Genomic DNA, 16,211 nt, shown 5'->3' on the forward strand with positions numbered 1-16,211 from the left:
CAGCCACTGACATAGTTGACGCTAGCACTCATGTCAGTCTCTGTCATCAGTAGAATCGAAAGCGGGAGTCGAGGATGCCGGCACGCAGCGAGCGCGCACCGGGCCGGCTCCAGAATTCCGAAGCGCCGTAGAAGCAGAGGTGGTGAGCGCACATGGTGAGGTGGGAGCCGGATGCCAAGGGGCGGCTGCAGCGCGCCGCGCTCGAGCTCTATGGGGAGCGCGGGTTCGAGGCGACGACGGTGCAGGACATAGCCGAGCGCTCGGGCGTAACGGAGCGCACCTTCTTCCGCCACTTCGCAGACAAACGCGAGGTGCTCTTCGACGGATCCAACCTTTTGCAGAACGGGATGGTGGGTGCGCTGAGCGAGGCGCCGGCATCCGCGGGCCCGATGCAGTTGATCGTCGCAATGCTCGAGGCGGCGGGCGGGTTCTTCGATGGCCGGCATGAATACTCGAAGCAGCGCGCAGCGGTGATCGACGTGAATCAGGGCCTCATGGAGCGCGAACTGCTCAAGCTCTCCACGATGTCGTCCGCGATCGCCGCCGAGTTGCAGTCGCGGGGCATCCAGGCGGAGGCGGCAGCGTTGGCAGCCGACCTCGGCGTCGCCCTGTTCCACGGGGCGTTCCGTCGGTGGGTGCAGGGCGACGACGGAATCGAGTTCAGCCAGAGGGTGCGCGAGACGTTGGCCGAATTCGCCGTGCTCGCGGCCGAGGTCGCCGCTCCTCAGGCGGCGGCGAACGTGCGGCGGTAGTCACTCGGGCTCACGCCCGTGGCGCGCCGGAAGTGGGCGCGCAGATTCGCGGCGGTGCCCAGCCCGCAGTCCTCTGCGATGCGGTCCACGCCGAGGTCGGTGGTCTCCAGCAGCTCGCGGGCACGGTCGACCCGGGCAGCGTTGAGCCATTTCAGCGGCGTCGTTCCCGTCTCGGCCACGAAGGCGCGAGCGAAGGTGCGCGCGGATGCATGCGCGTGCGCAGCAAGATCCCCGACAGTCAGCGCCTGATCCAGCCTGTCCAGCGCCCACGCCCGAGTCTCTGCCAGCCGCGCGCTGTGCGGCTCGGCCGCCGGCGATCGTTCGATGAACTGCGCCTGCCCGCCGTCGCGGTGGGGCGCCGCGACGATGTCCCTTGCCACGGCATTAGCGACCGCCGCGCCGTGGTCGAGGCGCACGATGTGCAGGCACACGTCGATGCCGCTGGCGACCCCCGCAGACGTGATCACATCGCCCTCGTCGACGAACAGCACGTGCGGGTCGACCGTGACGAGCGGGTGCAGCCTGGCGAGGGCATCCGTGTAGCGCCAGTGCGTCGTCGCCCTGCGCCCGTCGAGCAGGCCGGCCGAGGCGAGCGCGAACGCCCCTGTGCAGATGGAGACCATGCGCGCGCCCCTGCGATGGGCCTCGCGGAGTGCCTCGGCGGCGTCCTCGGGCGCGCCGTCGAGTGCGTTGCGGAAGGCCGGAACGATCACGGTATCTGCGGACACCACCGCGTCGAGTCCATGAGTGGCGTTGACGGTCCACCCGGCTGTGGTCTCGATCGGTCCCGGTTGCCTGCCGCAGAGCACGACGTCGTACGGCAATCCGAGGTGATCGAAGATCTGGAACGGCATCCCGATCTCCATCGGCAGCGCCTGGCCGAGAGCGAGCACCGCAACGAGGTGCCTGTCACGCTCGACCCCTCGGCGCCGCGTACTCGAAACGACCATGGCAGAAATGTATCGCAGATCGTCATTAGTGCCACTCGTGACGACGTCGCTCCGGCGGCACAGTGTGACCGTGACGACAATCAACACACCGCAGGGCGCTCCCCGCGGCACCCGGCAGGCACGCACCCGCACGGATGCCTCGCCGCACCTCCGCGTCGCCCGCCGGCTCGCTCCAGCTCAGGCCCTCTACATCTTCGGCAGCTCGGTCGACCTCACGCTGACCGGCATCGTGGGTGTGCGGTTGGCGCCGGTGCCCGCGCTGGCGACGCTGCCGTTCAGCCTGATCCCGATCGCGGCCGTTGCGTCGACGTTCGTCGTCTCCCGTTTCATCGGTCGCGTCGGCTACCGCGCCACGTTCACAGGTGTCGCTGCTGTCGCTGCGGTTGCGGGCCTTGTCTCGGCCCTTGCGGTGCAGCTCGATCAGTTCTGGCTGTTCTGCATAGGCACCGGACTCATCGGCGTCTACTCGGCGGGTGCCGGCTACTACCGCTACGCGGCGGCGGATGCGGCAGGAACGCAGCGCGCCCGAGCTGTGACGACCGTGCTGGCGGGTGGACTCATCGCCGCCCTTCTCGGACCGTTCCTCGCCACCTGGGTCGGCGGCCTGCTGCCCGTGACGTTCGTTGCGAGCTACCTTCTCGTCGCGTTGTTCGGCGTGCTCGCCGTGGCGTGGAACGCGTTACTGCCGCGGGAACTCGCGGGCGGCCGCGATGAGCAGCGGCGAAGGGGCGGCGCCGCCGAGTCGGCGACGGGCGTAGGCGCGGGGGAGGAACAGGCATCCGCTCGCCCTCGCAGGATGCTCTGGCGGCAGCCCGTGCTGCTGGCCGGCGTCGCAGCGACCTCGTTCGCCGCCTTCTCGATGACCTCCATGATGGCCGCAGGCCCCATCGCGGGCATGGCGATGGGACACAGCGAAGCGGATGCCGCGCTCGCGGTTCAGCTGCACATGATCGGCATGTTCGCGCCAGGCTTCGTCATCGCGCGGATGATCGGCAGGTTCGGGGAGCGGTCGATCACCGTGGCCGGCGCGATGATCGTCATCCTGGCCGGTGCCGCAGCGGCGTGCAGCACGGCGGAGTGGGCCTTTCTCACCGCGATGCTCGCGATCGGCGTCGGCTGGAACCTCGCGTACAGCGGCGGCAGCGCCATGATCGCCGGCTCGTACGCGGGTGCCGAACGCGGCAGGGTTCAACCGATCGCCGAGGTGATCACGAACGGCTTCCAGGTGGTCGGCTCGCTGAGCGCCGGCGTGCTCGCAACCGTGCCCGGCTGGCGCATGCTTGGCATCGGCCTGATCGTCCTGTCGGTCGTGGTCGGCATCGGCGTCTCGGCGGTGCGGCGTGCGGCGCGTGCCTGATGCAGGGGCGCTAACGCGGACGGGCGGGAAGACCTTGCGCCATGCGCCGCGTAGACGCACGCCTGTTGCGCCGCACGCGCGGGCGGCGCTGCCGCCGTGCGTCGACATGCGAATAGTCTCGACTTCATGGCGCAGGACGACGGTATCCGCACCCCCGGCGGGCTTTCCGAAGACGATCTCGCGCAGCGCGCGATCGAACTCGTGCGAACGTGGCTGCAGGCGTCGCAGGCGCGGGATGCCATTCCCGAGGCATCCAAACGCGACCCGGCGGCCGAGCGGCTGGCCGGCTTGCTGCAGGACCCACGTGGACTGGACTTCGCGGTGGGCTTCGTCGACGGCGTCGCCCGACCTCAAGACGTCTACGTCGCTGCGAAGAACCTGCACCTGCTGGCGCGACGCGTTCCCGGCTTCCTGCCCTGGTATCAGCGCTGGGCGGTCATCGTAGGCGGCACGATAGCGCCGGCCATGCCGTGGATCGTCATCCCCATCGCCCGCCGCGTGCTGCGTTCGATGGTCGGGCACCTGCTGGTGGATGCCACGCCCTCTCGGCTCGGCAAGGCCATCGCGAGACTGCGGCAGGCCATGCCCGTTCAGCCAGGGGCTCCGGCGGGCGGGGCATCCCACGGCCCGATCCGGCTCAACCTCAACCTGCTCGGTGAGGCAGTGCTCGGCGAGAACGAAGCGGATGCCCGCCTCGAGGGAACGCGCGAGCTCCTGGAGCGCGACGACGTGGACTACGTCTCGATCAAGGTCTCGAGTGTGGCGAGTCAGCTCTCCATGTGGGCGTTCGACGAGTCGGTCGCCCGGGTCGTGCAGCGACTGCTGCCGCTCTATCTCTATGCCGCGGCATCCCCGACGCCGAAGTTCATCAACCTCGACATGGAGGAGTACCACGACCTCGACCTGACGATCGCGGTCTTCAAACGGCTGCTCGGCGACCCCCGGCTGCTGCGGCTGGAGGCCGGCATCGTGCTGCAGGCCTACCTGCCAGACGCGCTGGATGCCCTCCAAGACCTGACCGAGTGGGCGCAGAACCGCAGGGCGGCGGGTGGCGCGCCCATCAAGGTGCGTGTCGTGAAGGGCGCCAACCTGCCCATGGAGAGAGTGGATGCCGCACTGCACGGCTGGCCGCAGGCGACCTACGACGGCAAGATGCACACCGACGCCAACTACAAACGCGTTCTCGACTGGGCGTTCACGCCCGAGCACACGCACGCCGTCAAGATCGGCGTGGCCGGCCACAACCTGTTCGACGTCGCGCACGCGTGGCTGCTCGCCCGCAGCCGTGGCGTCGACGACCGCATCGACTTCGAGATGCTGCTCGGAATGGCGACGCAGCAGGCCGACGCCGTTGCGCAGACCGTGGGCGGCCTCCTGCTGTACGTGCCGGTCGTGCATCCGCGTCACTTCGACGTGGCGGTGTCCTATCTCATGCGGCGGCTGCAGGAGAACGCCGCAGACGAGGACTTCCTCTCCGCCGCCTTCGAGCTCCCGGACAAGCCCGATCTGTTCGAGCGGGAGAAGGCGAGGTTCCTGGCATCCGTCGCCGAACTCGAAGCGGATGCCGGCCCGCGCGGCCTAGCGCCCCTCCCGAACCGCAGGCAGGACCGCGCCAGGGAGTGGGTGGAAACGGATCCGACGACCCTGTTCCATCCGCGCCCGGCGCCCGTCGACCCTGCGGCGGAGGCAGCCGAGGGGGGTCTGACGCAGGCCGTTCTCGGACTCCAGCGCGGGTCGAGGGGCAGCGGCCTGTTCTCGACCACCGGCATCGTGTTGCAGCCAGAGGATGCCGTGCAAACGGAGGCAGCCGGTGAATCGCCTGCGGCTCGCTCAGGGAGCGAGGACTCGCCTGCGGCGAGCTCAGGAAGCGAGCAGGGTAATGCCTTCCGCAACGAGTCCGACACCGATCCATCGTTGCCTGCGAACCGGGCGTGGGGGAGGCGCATCCTGGCGTCCGTCCCGTCCTCCGAACTCGGTGTGCAGACCATCGCCAGGGCCCGCGTCCACGACGAGCGGATGCTCGACGATCTGCTCGCTACAGTGCAGGCGACCGGCGCGCAGTGGGGATCCATCTCGGGAAGTGCGCGGGCTGCGGCCCTCGACCGGGTCGGCCTCGCGCTCTCGGCCAATCGCGACAGACTGATCGAGGTGATGGCATCCGAAACCGGGAAGACCATTGCCGAGGCCGATCCCGAGGTCAGCGAGGCCGTCGATTTCGCGCACTACTATGCCGCGCTCGCCCGCGAGCTCGACACCGTTCAGGGCGCTCGGTTCGTGCCGTCGCGCCTCACGCTGGCGACGCCGCCGTGGAACTTCCCGGTGTCGATCGCGGCCGGGAGCGTGCTTGGCCCTCTCGCCGCAGGAAGCGGAGTGGTGCTCAAGCCCGCTCCGCAGGCGAGGCGCTGCGCTGCCGTGCTGGCCGAGTGCATCTGGGAGGCGGGCATCCCGCGCGAACTGATGGCGCTCGCCGACGTCGACGAGGGCGACCTCGGTCGTGCGCTGATCTCCGACCCCCGGGTGGATCGCGTCATCCTCACCGGCTCGTACGACACTGCGCAGCTCTTCAAGAGCTGGCGGCCAGACCTGCCGTTGCTGGCCGAGACGAGCGGCAAGAACGCCGTCGTCGTCACGCCGAGCGCCGACGTGGATCTCGCGGTGGGCGACATTGTGAGAAGCGCGTTCAGCAACGCGGGCCAGAAATGCTCGGCGGCCAGCCTGGTGATCCTGGTCGGATCGATGGGCACGTCCCGCCGCTTTCTCGACCAGCTGGCCGACGCAGCCGAAAGCGTGTTCGTGGGGTGGCCGGAGCAGCCGGTGACGTGGATGGGCCCGCTCATCGAGCCGGCCGCGGGCAAGCTCGAGTACGCGCTCACCCAGTTGGAAGCAGGCGAGCAGTGGCTCGTCGAGCCGCGGAGGCTCGACGACTCTGGGCGCCTCTGGTCGCCCGGCATCCGCACCGGCGTGCAGCCAGGTTCGCGCTTCCACCAGACCGAGTTCTTCGGCCCGGTGCTCGGCATCATGCAGGCGCGCACCCTGGAGCAGGCCGTCGAGTGGCAGAACGACGTGGACTATGGGCTCACGGCCGGCCTGCATTCGCTGGATCCGGACGAGATCGAGTACTGGCTGGCGACCGTCGACGCAGGCAACCTGTACGTCAACCGCGGCATCACGGGCGCGATCGTGCAGCGGCAACCGTTCGGCGGATGGAAGCGGTCCTCGGTGGGTGCCGGCCACAAGGCGGGCGGCCCGAACTACCTCTTCGGCCTGGGATCGTGGACGACGGATGCCGGCTCGTCCAGCGCGAGCCTGCACCTGCGGGGCCTCGACTCGCGTGTGACAAGGGTGATCGAGTCAGCGCAGCCTTCGATGAGCTATCAGGAGTTCGACGTCGTGCGACGCTCGGCGCTCAGCGACGCGATCGCGTGGGCGAACGAGTTCGGTGTCGCACGGGATGCCGCGAACCTCGGTGTGGAGCGCAACCTGTTCCGCTATCGACCGGCGCAGGCGAGCATCCGTCTCGCCGAGGGCGCGAGCCTGCCGTCTTTGCTGCGCGTGCTTGCGGCGGCGACCCTCGTGCGTGGGCGTTTCGACGTGAGCACTCCGGTGCAGTTGCCTCGCCCTTTGCGTGAGGCGCTGCATGAGACGGGCGCGGCGGAGATCGTGGAATCGGATGCCGCGTGGCTGAGCCGTGTTGCGGCTTCCGGTCCGGCAGTGGACCCGGATGGTCCGCCTGCCGAGCGCATCCGCCTGATCGGGGGCGATCCGTCGGCTCTCGCCAGAGCGCTCGGGGACCGCATCGACGTGGCGGTCTTCTCCGGTGAGGTCACGGCATCCGGTCGCGTCGATCTTCTTCCGTTCCTCAAGGAGCAGGCCGTGTCGATCACGAATCACCGCTTCGGCACGTCCACGAGGCTGACCGCCGACATCATCTGACGACCCACCGCCGGTTGAGTAGCGACGCGAAGCGCCGCGCATCGAAACCCGACCCCGAACCTGGCATGCACCGCAAGGGGACCTGAGGATCCCCTGATAGTGGCGGCTTTTCTGAGAATGGCGCCGGTGCATGCGTCGGTGGAACGGAAGTGGGTCAGGCGACCAGCTTCGTCGACTCGGACGGTCATCCGCGATCCGCGTCAGCATGCGGATCGCGCCGGGCTCGCAGCCGCCCTTCCTCGGCAGTCTGGGCGGCCGATCTCCCCGCAAGAGGTCCGAAACCTCGACCGGTCAGGTAACTGAGAACCTGAACGCCTTCTGGATGCGAGGGGTGCCGTCTCGCCTACGGTTGTCGACGGTCGGTGAAGAACCGGCCTTTTGTTTGTACCCGAACGACACCCGACGCCGCCGCCCGCGGCACCGGCCGGGCCCGGAGCGAATCCCGACACTCGCTCCGCGGCCGAATCACGCCAGGCGTCGACCAAGAAACGAAGCTCGATACCAGCCCCCGGAACACTGCCACGAAACTCATGCGCTTACCCTCTTCGACGTACGACCACTCCCGAAACCTCTCAGCCGACGCTGCTCGCGGCCGCCATCGCGGCACCGATCCTGCCGTAGCGGCCGCAAACCGCGCGACCCGCCGCCACCGCATCACGCTCGCCGTCGCAGGCGTCTCCTTCGGACTCATCGCCAGCCTCACCACGGCCCTTCCCGGCTATGCCGCCGAACGCATCGTGCATCCGCTCGCGCACTCCGTCGCTGTCACGCACAGCGCAGAGAGCGCGAGTGGCGCAGGCGCTGGCAGCCACGGCGCGAGCAAGGCTCGAGCCCAGCAGTCCGCGCTGCATGCCGCGATCCTCAGTGCGGCAGCGCATGGGGATGTGCAGCACCTCGACGTGGCGGCTGACGTCGTGCAGCCGTCGGTGGCCCAGGACTCCTTCGCCGCGGTCGACGTTGTGGCGAACCTTCAGCACGCCTACGGCATCGATCAGAGCGTCGCCATGCAGCTCGTGGGCGCCGGAAACGCGAACGGGCGTGCGGCAGTGGTGTCGACCGCGATGTCGTATCTCGGCACGCCCTACGTGCTGGGCGGCGCTTCGCACAGCGGCATCGACTGCTCGGGGCTCACCATGGTCGCCTACGCGGCGGCAGGCGTCAGCCTTGCGCACTACGTTCCCACGCAAGACGCCGCGGGCACGCCGATCTCGGCGGCCGACGCGCGTCCGGGCGACCTCGTGGTCTTCGACAGCGAGGAGCACGTCGGCATCTACATGGGCAACGGCATGGTGCTCCACGCGCCGACCGAGGGACGCGACGTCGAGCTCGACCCGCTCAGCGACTGGGCGAGCATCCCGTACCACTTCACGCGCCTGATCTGAGCCGCCCCGGCACGACGCACCTACTCGACGCAGTCGCTGCTGCAACGGGGTCGCCTCCTGCACCAGGTGCGCGGCCAACAGCCGAACCTCTGAGCTTCATCAGGGAACCCGGCCAAGGCATCGGTTAGGGTGGAGACCGGTCGGCTCAGCCGTCCGCATTTCGGGGGACACGTAACGTCATCCGTACGCCTGCCGGTCGGCATGCGGTGCGGCAACGGGAGCAGGCTGGGAGCGAATGGGTCGGAGAGTAGCGCAGATCAACCCTGGTGACTCGCTCGCAGAGCACGCGCCGTCGCGCGACGCCATTGCGGAGCCCGAAGACCTCGCTGCGTTCCTCGCTCGCTTCGACACGGATGCCCGCACCGCTCAAGCGGCGCCGCTCGCGTCGGACGCGGCTCCCGCACCGGTCGCGGCCTCCGCACCACTCGCGGCACCCGCGCCGGCCGAGCCGTCGCCCGCCGCCCAGGCATCGCCGGGTACGCCCAGCGACTCCGCCACGTCAGGCGCTTCGGTCTACCCGTCGCGCCGCGCTCTGCGCGAAGCGAGGGCGGCCGCGGAAGCATCTTCTCCCCGCGCTCTCGAGGCCCAAGCGACGTCGACCTCGACACAGTCGCTTGCCGACGTGCCGACCGGCCCGGCGGCGACCGCTCGAGCGACGGCCGCTGATCATGCGCACACGCCGCAAGAGCACGAAGAGTCAACTCGATCTGCTGGCTCGCGCGCTCGGAACACCGAGCAGGCGCAGACCGCCCCGACGCACAGCTCGGCGCCAGGCGTCGAACAGCCGCACGCTCGCAGGCACGCCAGGGCGCAGGCATCCCGAAAGCCGGCGCTCGTAGCCGGTGGTGCGGCGCTCGCTCTCATCCCTGGCCTCATGTTCGCCGCGCCGGCGAACGCCGCGGAGACCATCAGCCCCCAGCAACTGCAGGCGACGATCGCCAGCAACACGAAGCTGATCGCGCAGAAGCTGCAGGTCTCGTCGGCTGTCTCCAACGGATCGCTCGAGAAAGAGAACTACGTCGCAGGGGCTATCGCAGGCATCGTCGCGGCCGAGTCGGGCCCGAACGGCCCGGGCGTCGCCGTGGCGCTCGCGGAGGCGCTCCAGTACGGAGGTGCCCGCGAGAAGATCGTGGAGACCGCGCTGACCTACCTTGGCGACCCCTATGCGCTCGGTGGGGCATCCCATTCCGGTATCGACTGCTCGGGCCTCACCATGGTCTCCTACGCAACGGTCGGCGTCTCGCTCGTGCACTACGTGCCTTCGCAGGATTCCGTCGCCACCCCCATCACCGAGGCTCAAGCGCAGCCCGGCGACCTGGTCTTCTTCAACGACGACGAGCATGTCGCGCTCTACCTCGGCGACGGGATGATCATCGAGGCGCCCGACTACGGAATCCCGGTTCGCATCGTGTCACTGTCCACGTGGAGCGGCATCGGCTACCACTTCGGCCGCGTCCTGCACAGCTGACTGAGGCGAGCGCAGAGCGAGCTTGCTCGCTATGCCGAGCCGATGGAGGCTGTTGAGCGCCGCGAACACAGCTGACTGAGGCGAGCGCAGAGCGAGCTTGCTCGCTATGCCGAGCCGATGGAGGCCTGTTGAGCGGGATCGCGAACACAGCTGACTGACTGCGCCCACCGGCGAAGCCGTCTACGTCAGGGGCAGTTCGATGTCGACCGTGAGTCCCTCATCTGGGCGTGAGGCGAGGCGGATGCCCCCTCGAGCGGCGTCGACCAGTCCGGACACGATCGCGAGCCCCAGTCCGCTGCCCGTCGTCGTGTTGCGCGCAGCGTCGGCTCTGGTGAAGCGGTCCAGCGCGATCGGCACGAAGTCCTGCGGCATTCCCGGCCCGTCGTCCAGGATCGTCAGCCGGACGCATGCGTTGTCGTGTTGAAGGCGGGCCGTCACGGTGCCTGCACCCTTCGCTGCGCCTATCGCGGTGATCGAGTTGGAGATGAGGTTGTCGACGATGCGTCCGAACTCCTGGGTCGACAGCGCGATCGCGCCCGGCGCCGGCGTCTCCGTCGTCACCTCGAAGTCGATGACGCACTGGATGCCTCGCACGAGCGCCGCCTGGCGCATGCGGTCGATCGCCGCCGCCAGCTCGTTCTCGAGGGCATGCCAGCCGCTCGATCCGCGGTCGCCGTGCGCATCGATGCGGGAGAGCTCGAGCAGGTTCGTCGCGAGGTTCGACAACCGCAGCACGGTCGACTGGGCCTGACGCACATCCGCGAGCAGCGCATCGGCGTCGCCCGCGTCGAGCTCCGCCAGCTCCAGCTCGCCGCGCAGCACGGCGAGCGGTGTGCGCAGCTCGTGGCTGGCATCCGAGACGAGTTGTTTCTCTCGCTCGGCGGATGCCCGCAGTGCGGCGATGAGGCCGTTCAGCGTGACCGCGAGAGCGGCGAGCTCGTCCCGCACAGGCGGCACTTCGAGCAGTTCGTCGCCTGGGCTCCCGCCACTGCGATCGGCCTGTCGCCGCGTGATCTGGTCCGCCTGCCTGCGCATGTCGTTCACCGGCCGTAGCGCGGTGCGCGCCAAGATGAACGACGCCATCGTGAAGCACGCGACGAGGCCGATCATGCCGATGATGAGTGCCGTCGTCAGCCTCACCAGCACGAGGTCGTTGGAGTCCTGATCGCGTGCCGTGATGACATGCCACACCCCGCTGGGAGTGGCGACCGCCTTCGAGCGCACCAGATATGCGTGCTGCGAGGTTCGCACCACCTGTGTGGTCTCCTCCGAGGCGAGGGGTATGTGCCCGTATGGCCGCAGTGACCGAGGCAGGGTCGACAGCGTCGCCCTTCCAGAGGGAGAGACGAGGGCCACGTACTGGTCCTCGGTGGGAACGGCGTCGACGTCTACCGGGTTCTTCTGCAGCGCCACCTCGAACTGCTCGGCATCGTCGCGCAGCAACGTGACGGTGGCATTGCGCACGATCACGCTCACGCCGGCACGGATGCCCAGCACCGCGACGACCCCGACGAGGAGCGCGATCACGAAGCTGCCCACGGTAATGCGAGCCGTGATCGACAGGCGCCCGGCGGTGCCCCGGATCCACTTCACGACGCGGCTCGACTCACAGTGTTCACGTCGACCGCTCGGCTCACCTTGCCGGCTCGGCAGGAGCGCCGTGCTCCGACGACTCCGCCTCGCCAGGAGTCTGGATCAGCTCGAGTCGGTACCCGAGGCCGCGCACCGTGGCAATGCGGATGCCGGTCTCTGCAGCATCTAGCTTGCGGCGCACGTACGACACGTACTGGTCGAGCACGTTCTGGTCGATGTGCTCATGCCCGCCCCAGATGTCGTCGAGGATGTCGTTGCGCGTCACCATCTCGCCCGCGTGCGTCGCGAGCAGGCGCACGAGTGAGAACTCGCGGGGGCTGAACGCCACCTGCTTGCCCGCCACGGATGCCTTGTGCTCGAGCGAGTCGATGGTGAGGTTGCCGACGCGCAGGGTCGGCTTGGTCGAGGCATCCCTGCGAAGCAGCGCGCGTAGCCTGGCGGCCAGTTCCGCGAACGCGAACGGCTTCGTGAGGTAGTCGTCGGCTCCCGAGTCGAGGCCGAACACTCGGTCTTCGACGGCGTCGCGTGCGGTCAGCAGCAGGATGGGCATGGTGCGGCCGGACTCGCGCACCCTGCGGCACAGCTCGAAGCCGCTCATTCCCGGCAGCATGACGTCGACGGCGAGCGCGTCGACCGTGTTGTCGCGAAGTGTGATGAGCGCGTCCACGCCGTTGTCGACCGAGAGCACGTCGTAGCCCTCCGCGATGAGTCCGCGGCGAATGAGCCTCGCCATGTCGAGGTCGTCCTCGACGACGAGGAGGCGCGCTTTCGGTTCGTCCACCCGCTCATCGTCACAGAGTCTGCTGGGCGAGTCGAGAGGAATCGCTATGGATGTGCTCAGGCGTTATGGAAGGCGAAGCCTTCCTTGTCACTCGATCTTGCGATGCACGAGGCGCGAGAGCACGATCGCGCTGCGCGTGTGGTCGACGCTGGGAGCCACGCGCACGCGCTCGAGCGCGGCTTCGAGGCTCGGGATGTCCCTCGACCGGATGCGCAGAATGGCGTCGGCGCTGCCCGACACGGTCGACGCCTCTGCCACCTCGGGAACGGCCGTGAGGATGCGCTGCAACTCGCTCGGCGAGACGGTTCCCCTGCAGAACAGCTCCACGTAGGCCTCGGTGCTCATGCCGTCGATGGTCGGGTCGACGTTGATCGTGAAACCGCGGATGACACCGTCGGCCACCAGTCGGTCGATGCGTCGCTTCACTGCGGATGCGGACAGCCCGACACGCGAGCCGATGTCGCCGTACGAGGCGCGAGAGTTCTCGCGCAGGAGGTCGATGATGTTCCGATCCAAGTTGTCCACCGGCCCATTCTAGGTGGAATCATTGCGTCGACACGACGATTTGCGCACGAATCGTGCAGCGGATGCCAGACACCCGCAATATCCCGGTGCGACACTGGAAAGCATGACGGCCATCGACTCCACCGACGCACGCGTGCGCGAACAAGCGCGCGACAAGGCATCCGATTCCGCCACGGAGACGGATGCGCCGCAGCGCCGTGTGCCGTCCCACCGTACCTACCTGATGTGCCGGCCGGAGCATTTCACGGTGAGCTACCGAATCAACCCATGGATGCACCCGCAGGAGCCCACCGACACCCGTAACGCGCTCGAGCAGTGGACGACGCTGTATGAGACGTTCCTGCGCCTCGGACACGACGTGCACCTCATCGACCCGATCCCTGGGCTTCCGGACATGGTGTACACCGCCAACGGCGGTTTCCTCATCGACGGCATCGCTTACGGCGCCCTCTTCACCTACCCCCAGCGTGCGCCAGAGGGTCCAGCATTCATGGAGTGGTTCGCGGAGAACGGATTCCGCGTCGTCGAGCCCGAGAACGTGAACGAGGGCGAGGGCGACATTCTGCTCGTGGGCACGCGCATCCTCGCTGGAACAGGTTTCCGCAGCAGCGTCGAGAGCCACAAGGAGCTGGCCGAGGTGTTCGGCCGCGAGGTCGTCACGCTCAAGCTCGTCGACCCGCGCTTCTACCACCTCGACACGGCGATCTCCGTGCTCGATCCCCTGAAAGACGACGAGCACGCCAACATCGCGTACGTGCCCGCCGCGTTCGACGAGCCGAGCCGCCGCAGGCTCGAGGAGCTGTATCCGAACGCGATCATCGTGAGCGAGGAGGACGCGGGCATCCTCGGCCTCAACTCCATCTCCGACGGCTACAACGTGGTGATCGCCAAGCGCGCCGTGGGCTTCGAGAAGCAGCTGCGTGAGCGCGGCTACAACCCGATCGGGGTCGACCTGTCCGAGCTTCTGCGAGGGGGAGGTGGCGTGAAATGCTGCACCCTGGAACTGCGCCGCTGAGCGAACACCGCGGGCTGAGCGGCGACCGTCTGTCGAAGCCCGGCGAACCGGGCGACGCCTCGGCAGAGTTGCTGCGCCTCGAAGACGATCACGCCGCTCACAACTACTCACCGCTGCCTGTCGTGATCGCATCGGGTGATGGCGCGTGGGTGACCGACGTGGACGGCAACAGGTACCTCGACTGCCTTGCCGCCTATTCGGCCGTCAACTTCGGGCATTCCAACCCCGTGCTCGTCGCGGCCGCCAAAGCGCAGCTGGACCGCATCACGCTGACGAGTCGGGCGTTCCACCACGACCTCCTCGGTCCGTTCGTCACCGAGCTCGCGGCGCTCGCCGGAAAAGACCTGGTGCTTCCCATGAACACGGGCGCCGAAGCCGTGGAGACCGGCATCAAGGTCGCCCGCGCCTGGGGATACCGCGTGAAGGGCGTCGCCGCGGATGCCGCGAACATCATCGTCTTCGACGGCAACTTCCACGGGCGCACCACGACCATCGTCGGGTTCAGCGACGACCCGGATGCCCGCAACGACTTCGGTCCGTACACTCCCGGCTTCCGCTCGGTGCCGTACGGCGACGTGGCCGCCGTGGCCGCGGCCGTCGACCAGAACACCGTGGCGGTGCTCGTCGAGCCCATCCAGGGCGAGGCGGGAGTGATCGTGCCGCCCGACGACTTCCTGCCGGAACTGCGTCGCATCTGCACCGAGAACCGCGTGCTCCTCGTCGCAGACGAGGTGCAGTCGGGACTGGGCCGCGTCGGCGAGACGTTCGCCTGTGCGCTCTGGGGCGTTACGCCCGACGTCTACCTGCTCGGCAAGGCGCTGGGCGGCGGCATCCTTCCCGTCTCAGCAGTGGTGGCGAACCGCGACGTGCTCGGTGTCATCCGCCCCGGCGAGCACGGCTCGACATTCGGCGGCAACCCGTTGGCGTGCGCAGTGGGCATCCAGGTTGTCAGGATGCTCGCAACAGGCGAGCCGCAGCGTCGCGCCCGCGAGCTGGGCGAGCACCTGCGCACCAGGCTGGCGGCGCTCATCGGGCATGGGGTCACCGCCGTGCGCGGGGCGGGACTCTGGGCGGGCGTCGACGTGGACCCGGCCGTGGGATCCGGGCGCGAGCTCGCGGAGAGGATGCTTCGGCGCGGCATCCTGGTGAAGGACACGCACGGAGCGACCATCCGTTTCGCGCCGCCGATCGTCGTCGAGCGGGCCGACCTGGACTGGGCCGTCGACGAGTTCGAGGCTGCGCTCGCCGCTCGCTGAACCCACCGCGGGTTGAGTAGGGTCGCGTATCGAACCGCACCGGTGGGACGCCGGGTTTCGATACGCCCGCCCCATGGCGGGCTACTCAACCCGCGGTGGTGTCCGACGGGTCAGAACTCGGCGACGTGCACGCCAAGCCATTCGCCCAGGTCGGCGATCTCGGCGCGCACCATCTCGTCCTCCTCAGGCTCGAAGGGGATGAGCTCGTGCACGGCGTTCACGCGCAGCACCTCGTTCTCCCGGTCGACCTCGGCGTCGAGCAGCCCCATGAACATGTCGCCGAGCAGGATCGGATGCGCGAAGAATCCGTACTTGCGCTGCGACTTCGGCTTGAACTGCTCGAGCACATAGTCGAAGTCGAAGATGTCGCGCAGGCGCGGCCGGTCGAACAGCATGCCGTCGTATGGGTTGAGGATGGCCACGCGTCCGTCGACCTCATCATCGAGCGATGCGAGCGCCTGTGGGTCGACCCGCCACGTCGTGCGCATGCCCTCGATCGTGGCGGGTTCGCCTGCCTCGCCGACGGGAGTCCACGGTGACTTCTGCTTCGCGATGCCTGCTGCCTGCAGGCGGCGTTCAGCGAGCATCCGTGCTGCTTCCTCATCGGTGTACTCCGGCAGGTTCTGCGGGTATACGCGCTCGGCGAGGTCCCAGATGCGATGACGGCCTCGCCTGCCGACGATGGCCACCTCGCCCTGGCGTGCGAGGAAGTCGAGCATGTGCGGTACCTGGTTCGGTCCGAACCAGCCGCCGTCGTTGTCGCGCGCGACCTCGGCCGTGTCGGGGATCTCGCTCGCCATGAGGGGACCCTCCGCGCGAAGGCGGGCGAGAACATCCGCTCGGAACTTCGCATTGGCCTCCAGCCACTGCCTGCTGCTCTCCCGGCGGGGAAAGTGCCGCATCTCCGGCAACATCGCGGGTAGCAGGCTCGTCGCGTGGAAGCTGCCGTCGAACTCGAAGAGCGCCCGGTCCATCTCCACGGCTTTGGTGAGCTGCGCGGACTCGTACGACCATCCGATGCGCGACCACAGCACCGTGTGCTGGCACGGCGCGATGGTCGCCGTCGGATCGATCTTAATCGAGCCCAGCTGCTCGGCGACCTCGACGACGTCGCCGGGTCGTTGCGCGTCGAGCAGCTGAGCGCGCACGGCGATGCGCCGAGCCTCGTCGCGAGTGAGCCGGTGGGTCACCCTTCCGAG

At 68.5% G+C, this 16,211-nt stretch carries 12 protein-coding genes; 7 read left to right on the forward strand and 5 right to left on the reverse strand.

Going from position 1 to position 16,211, the window contains the following annotated elements; all coding sequences use genetic code 11:
- Positions 1–152: 152 nt before the first annotated feature.
- Positions 153–752, forward strand: coding sequence for a TetR/AcrR family transcriptional regulator (locus ACO2Q7_RS11370; protein ID WP_423355713.1), 600 nt, complete (start codon positions 153–155; stop codon positions 750–752).
- On the opposite strand, the gene ACO2Q7_RS11375 is transcribed toward ACO2Q7_RS11370, so the two are convergent.
- Entirely contained in the window at positions 725–1,702 is a 978-nt protein-coding gene (locus ACO2Q7_RS11375; protein ID WP_423355714.1) for a GlxA family transcriptional regulator, read from the reverse strand. The genes ACO2Q7_RS11370 and ACO2Q7_RS11375 overlap by 28 nt on opposite strands.
- Positions 1,703–1,772: 70 nt before the next feature.
- On the opposite strand from ACO2Q7_RS11375, the gene ACO2Q7_RS11380 reads away from it, so the two are divergent.
- The 4 genes from ACO2Q7_RS11380 to ACO2Q7_RS11395 all read left to right on the forward strand — a co-directional run bounded on the left by ACO2Q7_RS11380 (position 1,773) and on the right by ACO2Q7_RS11395 (position 9,842).
- On the forward strand, positions 1,773–3,059 hold the full coding sequence (locus ACO2Q7_RS11380) for an MFS transporter (RefSeq protein ID WP_423355715.1): 1,287 nt from the start codon (positions 1,773–1,775) through the stop codon (positions 3,057–3,059).
- Between the two features lie 126 nt (positions 3,060–3,185).
- Positions 3,186–6,992, forward strand: a complete 3,807-nt coding sequence (locus ACO2Q7_RS11385) for a bifunctional proline dehydrogenase/L-glutamate gamma-semialdehyde dehydrogenase (RefSeq protein WP_423355716.1) — start codon at positions 3,186–3,188, stop codon at positions 6,990–6,992.
- A 530-nt stretch (positions 6,993–7,522) separates the two neighbouring features.
- On the forward strand, positions 7,523–8,374 hold the full coding sequence (locus tag ACO2Q7_RS11390; RefSeq protein ID WP_423355717.1) for a C40 family peptidase: 852 nt from the start codon (positions 7,523–7,525) through the stop codon (positions 8,372–8,374).
- A 235-nt stretch (positions 8,375–8,609) separates the two neighbouring features.
- Complete coding sequence (locus ACO2Q7_RS11395) at positions 8,610–9,842, forward strand: C40 family peptidase (protein ID WP_423355718.1); 1,233 nt, start codon at positions 8,610–8,612, stop codon at positions 9,840–9,842.
- 180 nt (positions 9,843–10,022) lie between these two features.
- Here the strand turns inward: ACO2Q7_RS11395 and ACO2Q7_RS11400 are convergent, their stop codons facing one another.
- From ACO2Q7_RS11400 to ACO2Q7_RS11410, 3 genes are all read right to left on the reverse strand, one after another.
- Entirely contained in the window at positions 10,023–11,435 is a 1,413-nt protein-coding gene (locus ACO2Q7_RS11400; protein WP_423355719.1) for a sensor histidine kinase, read from the reverse strand.
- A gap of 40 nt (positions 11,436–11,475) precedes the next feature.
- Entirely contained in the window at positions 11,476–12,216 is a 741-nt protein-coding gene (locus ACO2Q7_RS11405) for a response regulator transcription factor (protein ID WP_423355720.1), read from the reverse strand.
- 87 nt (positions 12,217–12,303) lie between these two features.
- Entirely contained in the window at positions 12,304–12,741 is a 438-nt protein-coding gene (locus tag ACO2Q7_RS11410; RefSeq protein WP_423355721.1) for an Lrp/AsnC family transcriptional regulator, read from the reverse strand.
- Positions 12,742–12,844: 103 nt separating this feature from the next.
- Here ACO2Q7_RS11410 and ddaH point away from each other — a divergent pair, with 103 nt between their 5' ends.
- Together ddaH and rocD are read left to right on the forward strand one after the other, a co-directional pair.
- Positions 12,845–13,756 (forward strand): dimethylargininase, encoded by a 912-nt coding sequence (ddaH, locus tag ACO2Q7_RS11415; protein WP_423355722.1) that lies wholly within the window; start codon positions 12,845–12,847, stop codon positions 13,754–13,756.
- Positions 13,729–15,012, forward strand: a complete 1,284-nt coding sequence (gene rocD, locus ACO2Q7_RS11420) for an ornithine--oxo-acid transaminase (protein ID WP_423355723.1) — start codon at positions 13,729–13,731, stop codon at positions 15,010–15,012. Before ddaH ends, rocD begins: the two co-directional genes overlap by 28 nt.
- 110 nt (positions 15,013–15,122) lie before the next feature.
- Here the strand turns inward: rocD and ACO2Q7_RS11425 are convergent, their stop codons facing one another.
- On the reverse strand, positions 15,123–16,202 hold the full coding sequence (locus ACO2Q7_RS11425; protein ID WP_423355724.1) for a DNA glycosylase AlkZ-like family protein: 1,080 nt from the start codon (positions 16,200–16,202) through the stop codon (positions 15,123–15,125).
- Between the last annotated feature and the right edge of the window lie 9 nt (positions 16,203–16,211).

Source organism: Rathayibacter sp. KR2-224 (genome assembly GCF_049446075.1).
In the GTDB taxonomy this organism is placed as follows: domain Bacteria; phylum Actinomycetota; class Actinomycetes; order Actinomycetales; family Microbacteriaceae; genus Humibacter.

Excerpts from the sequence above, each read along its gene's own strand:
- ACO2Q7_RS11370 (WP_423355713.1), top strand. The coding sequence starts at position 153 with ATGGTGAGGTGGGAGCCGGATGCCAAGGGGCGGCTGCAGCGCGCCGCG.
- ACO2Q7_RS11375 (WP_423355714.1), bottom strand. The coding sequence starts at position 1,702 with ATGGTCGTTTCGAGTACGCGGCGCCGAGGGGTCGAGCGTGACAGGCAC.
- ACO2Q7_RS11385 (WP_423355716.1), top strand. The coding sequence starts at position 3,186 with ATGGCGCAGGACGACGGTATCCGCACCCCCGGCGGGCTTTCCGAAGAC.
- ACO2Q7_RS11390 (WP_423355717.1), top strand. The coding sequence starts at position 7,523 with ATGCGCTTACCCTCTTCGACGTACGACCACTCCCGAAACCTCTCAGCC.
- ACO2Q7_RS11395 (WP_423355718.1), top strand. The coding sequence starts at position 8,610 with ATGGGTCGGAGAGTAGCGCAGATCAACCCTGGTGACTCGCTCGCAGAG.
- ddaH (WP_423355722.1), top strand. The coding sequence starts at position 12,845 with ATGACGGCCATCGACTCCACCGACGCACGCGTGCGCGAACAAGCGCGC.
- rocD (WP_423355723.1), top strand. The coding sequence starts at position 13,729 with ATGCTGCACCCTGGAACTGCGCCGCTGAGCGAACACCGCGGGCTGAGC.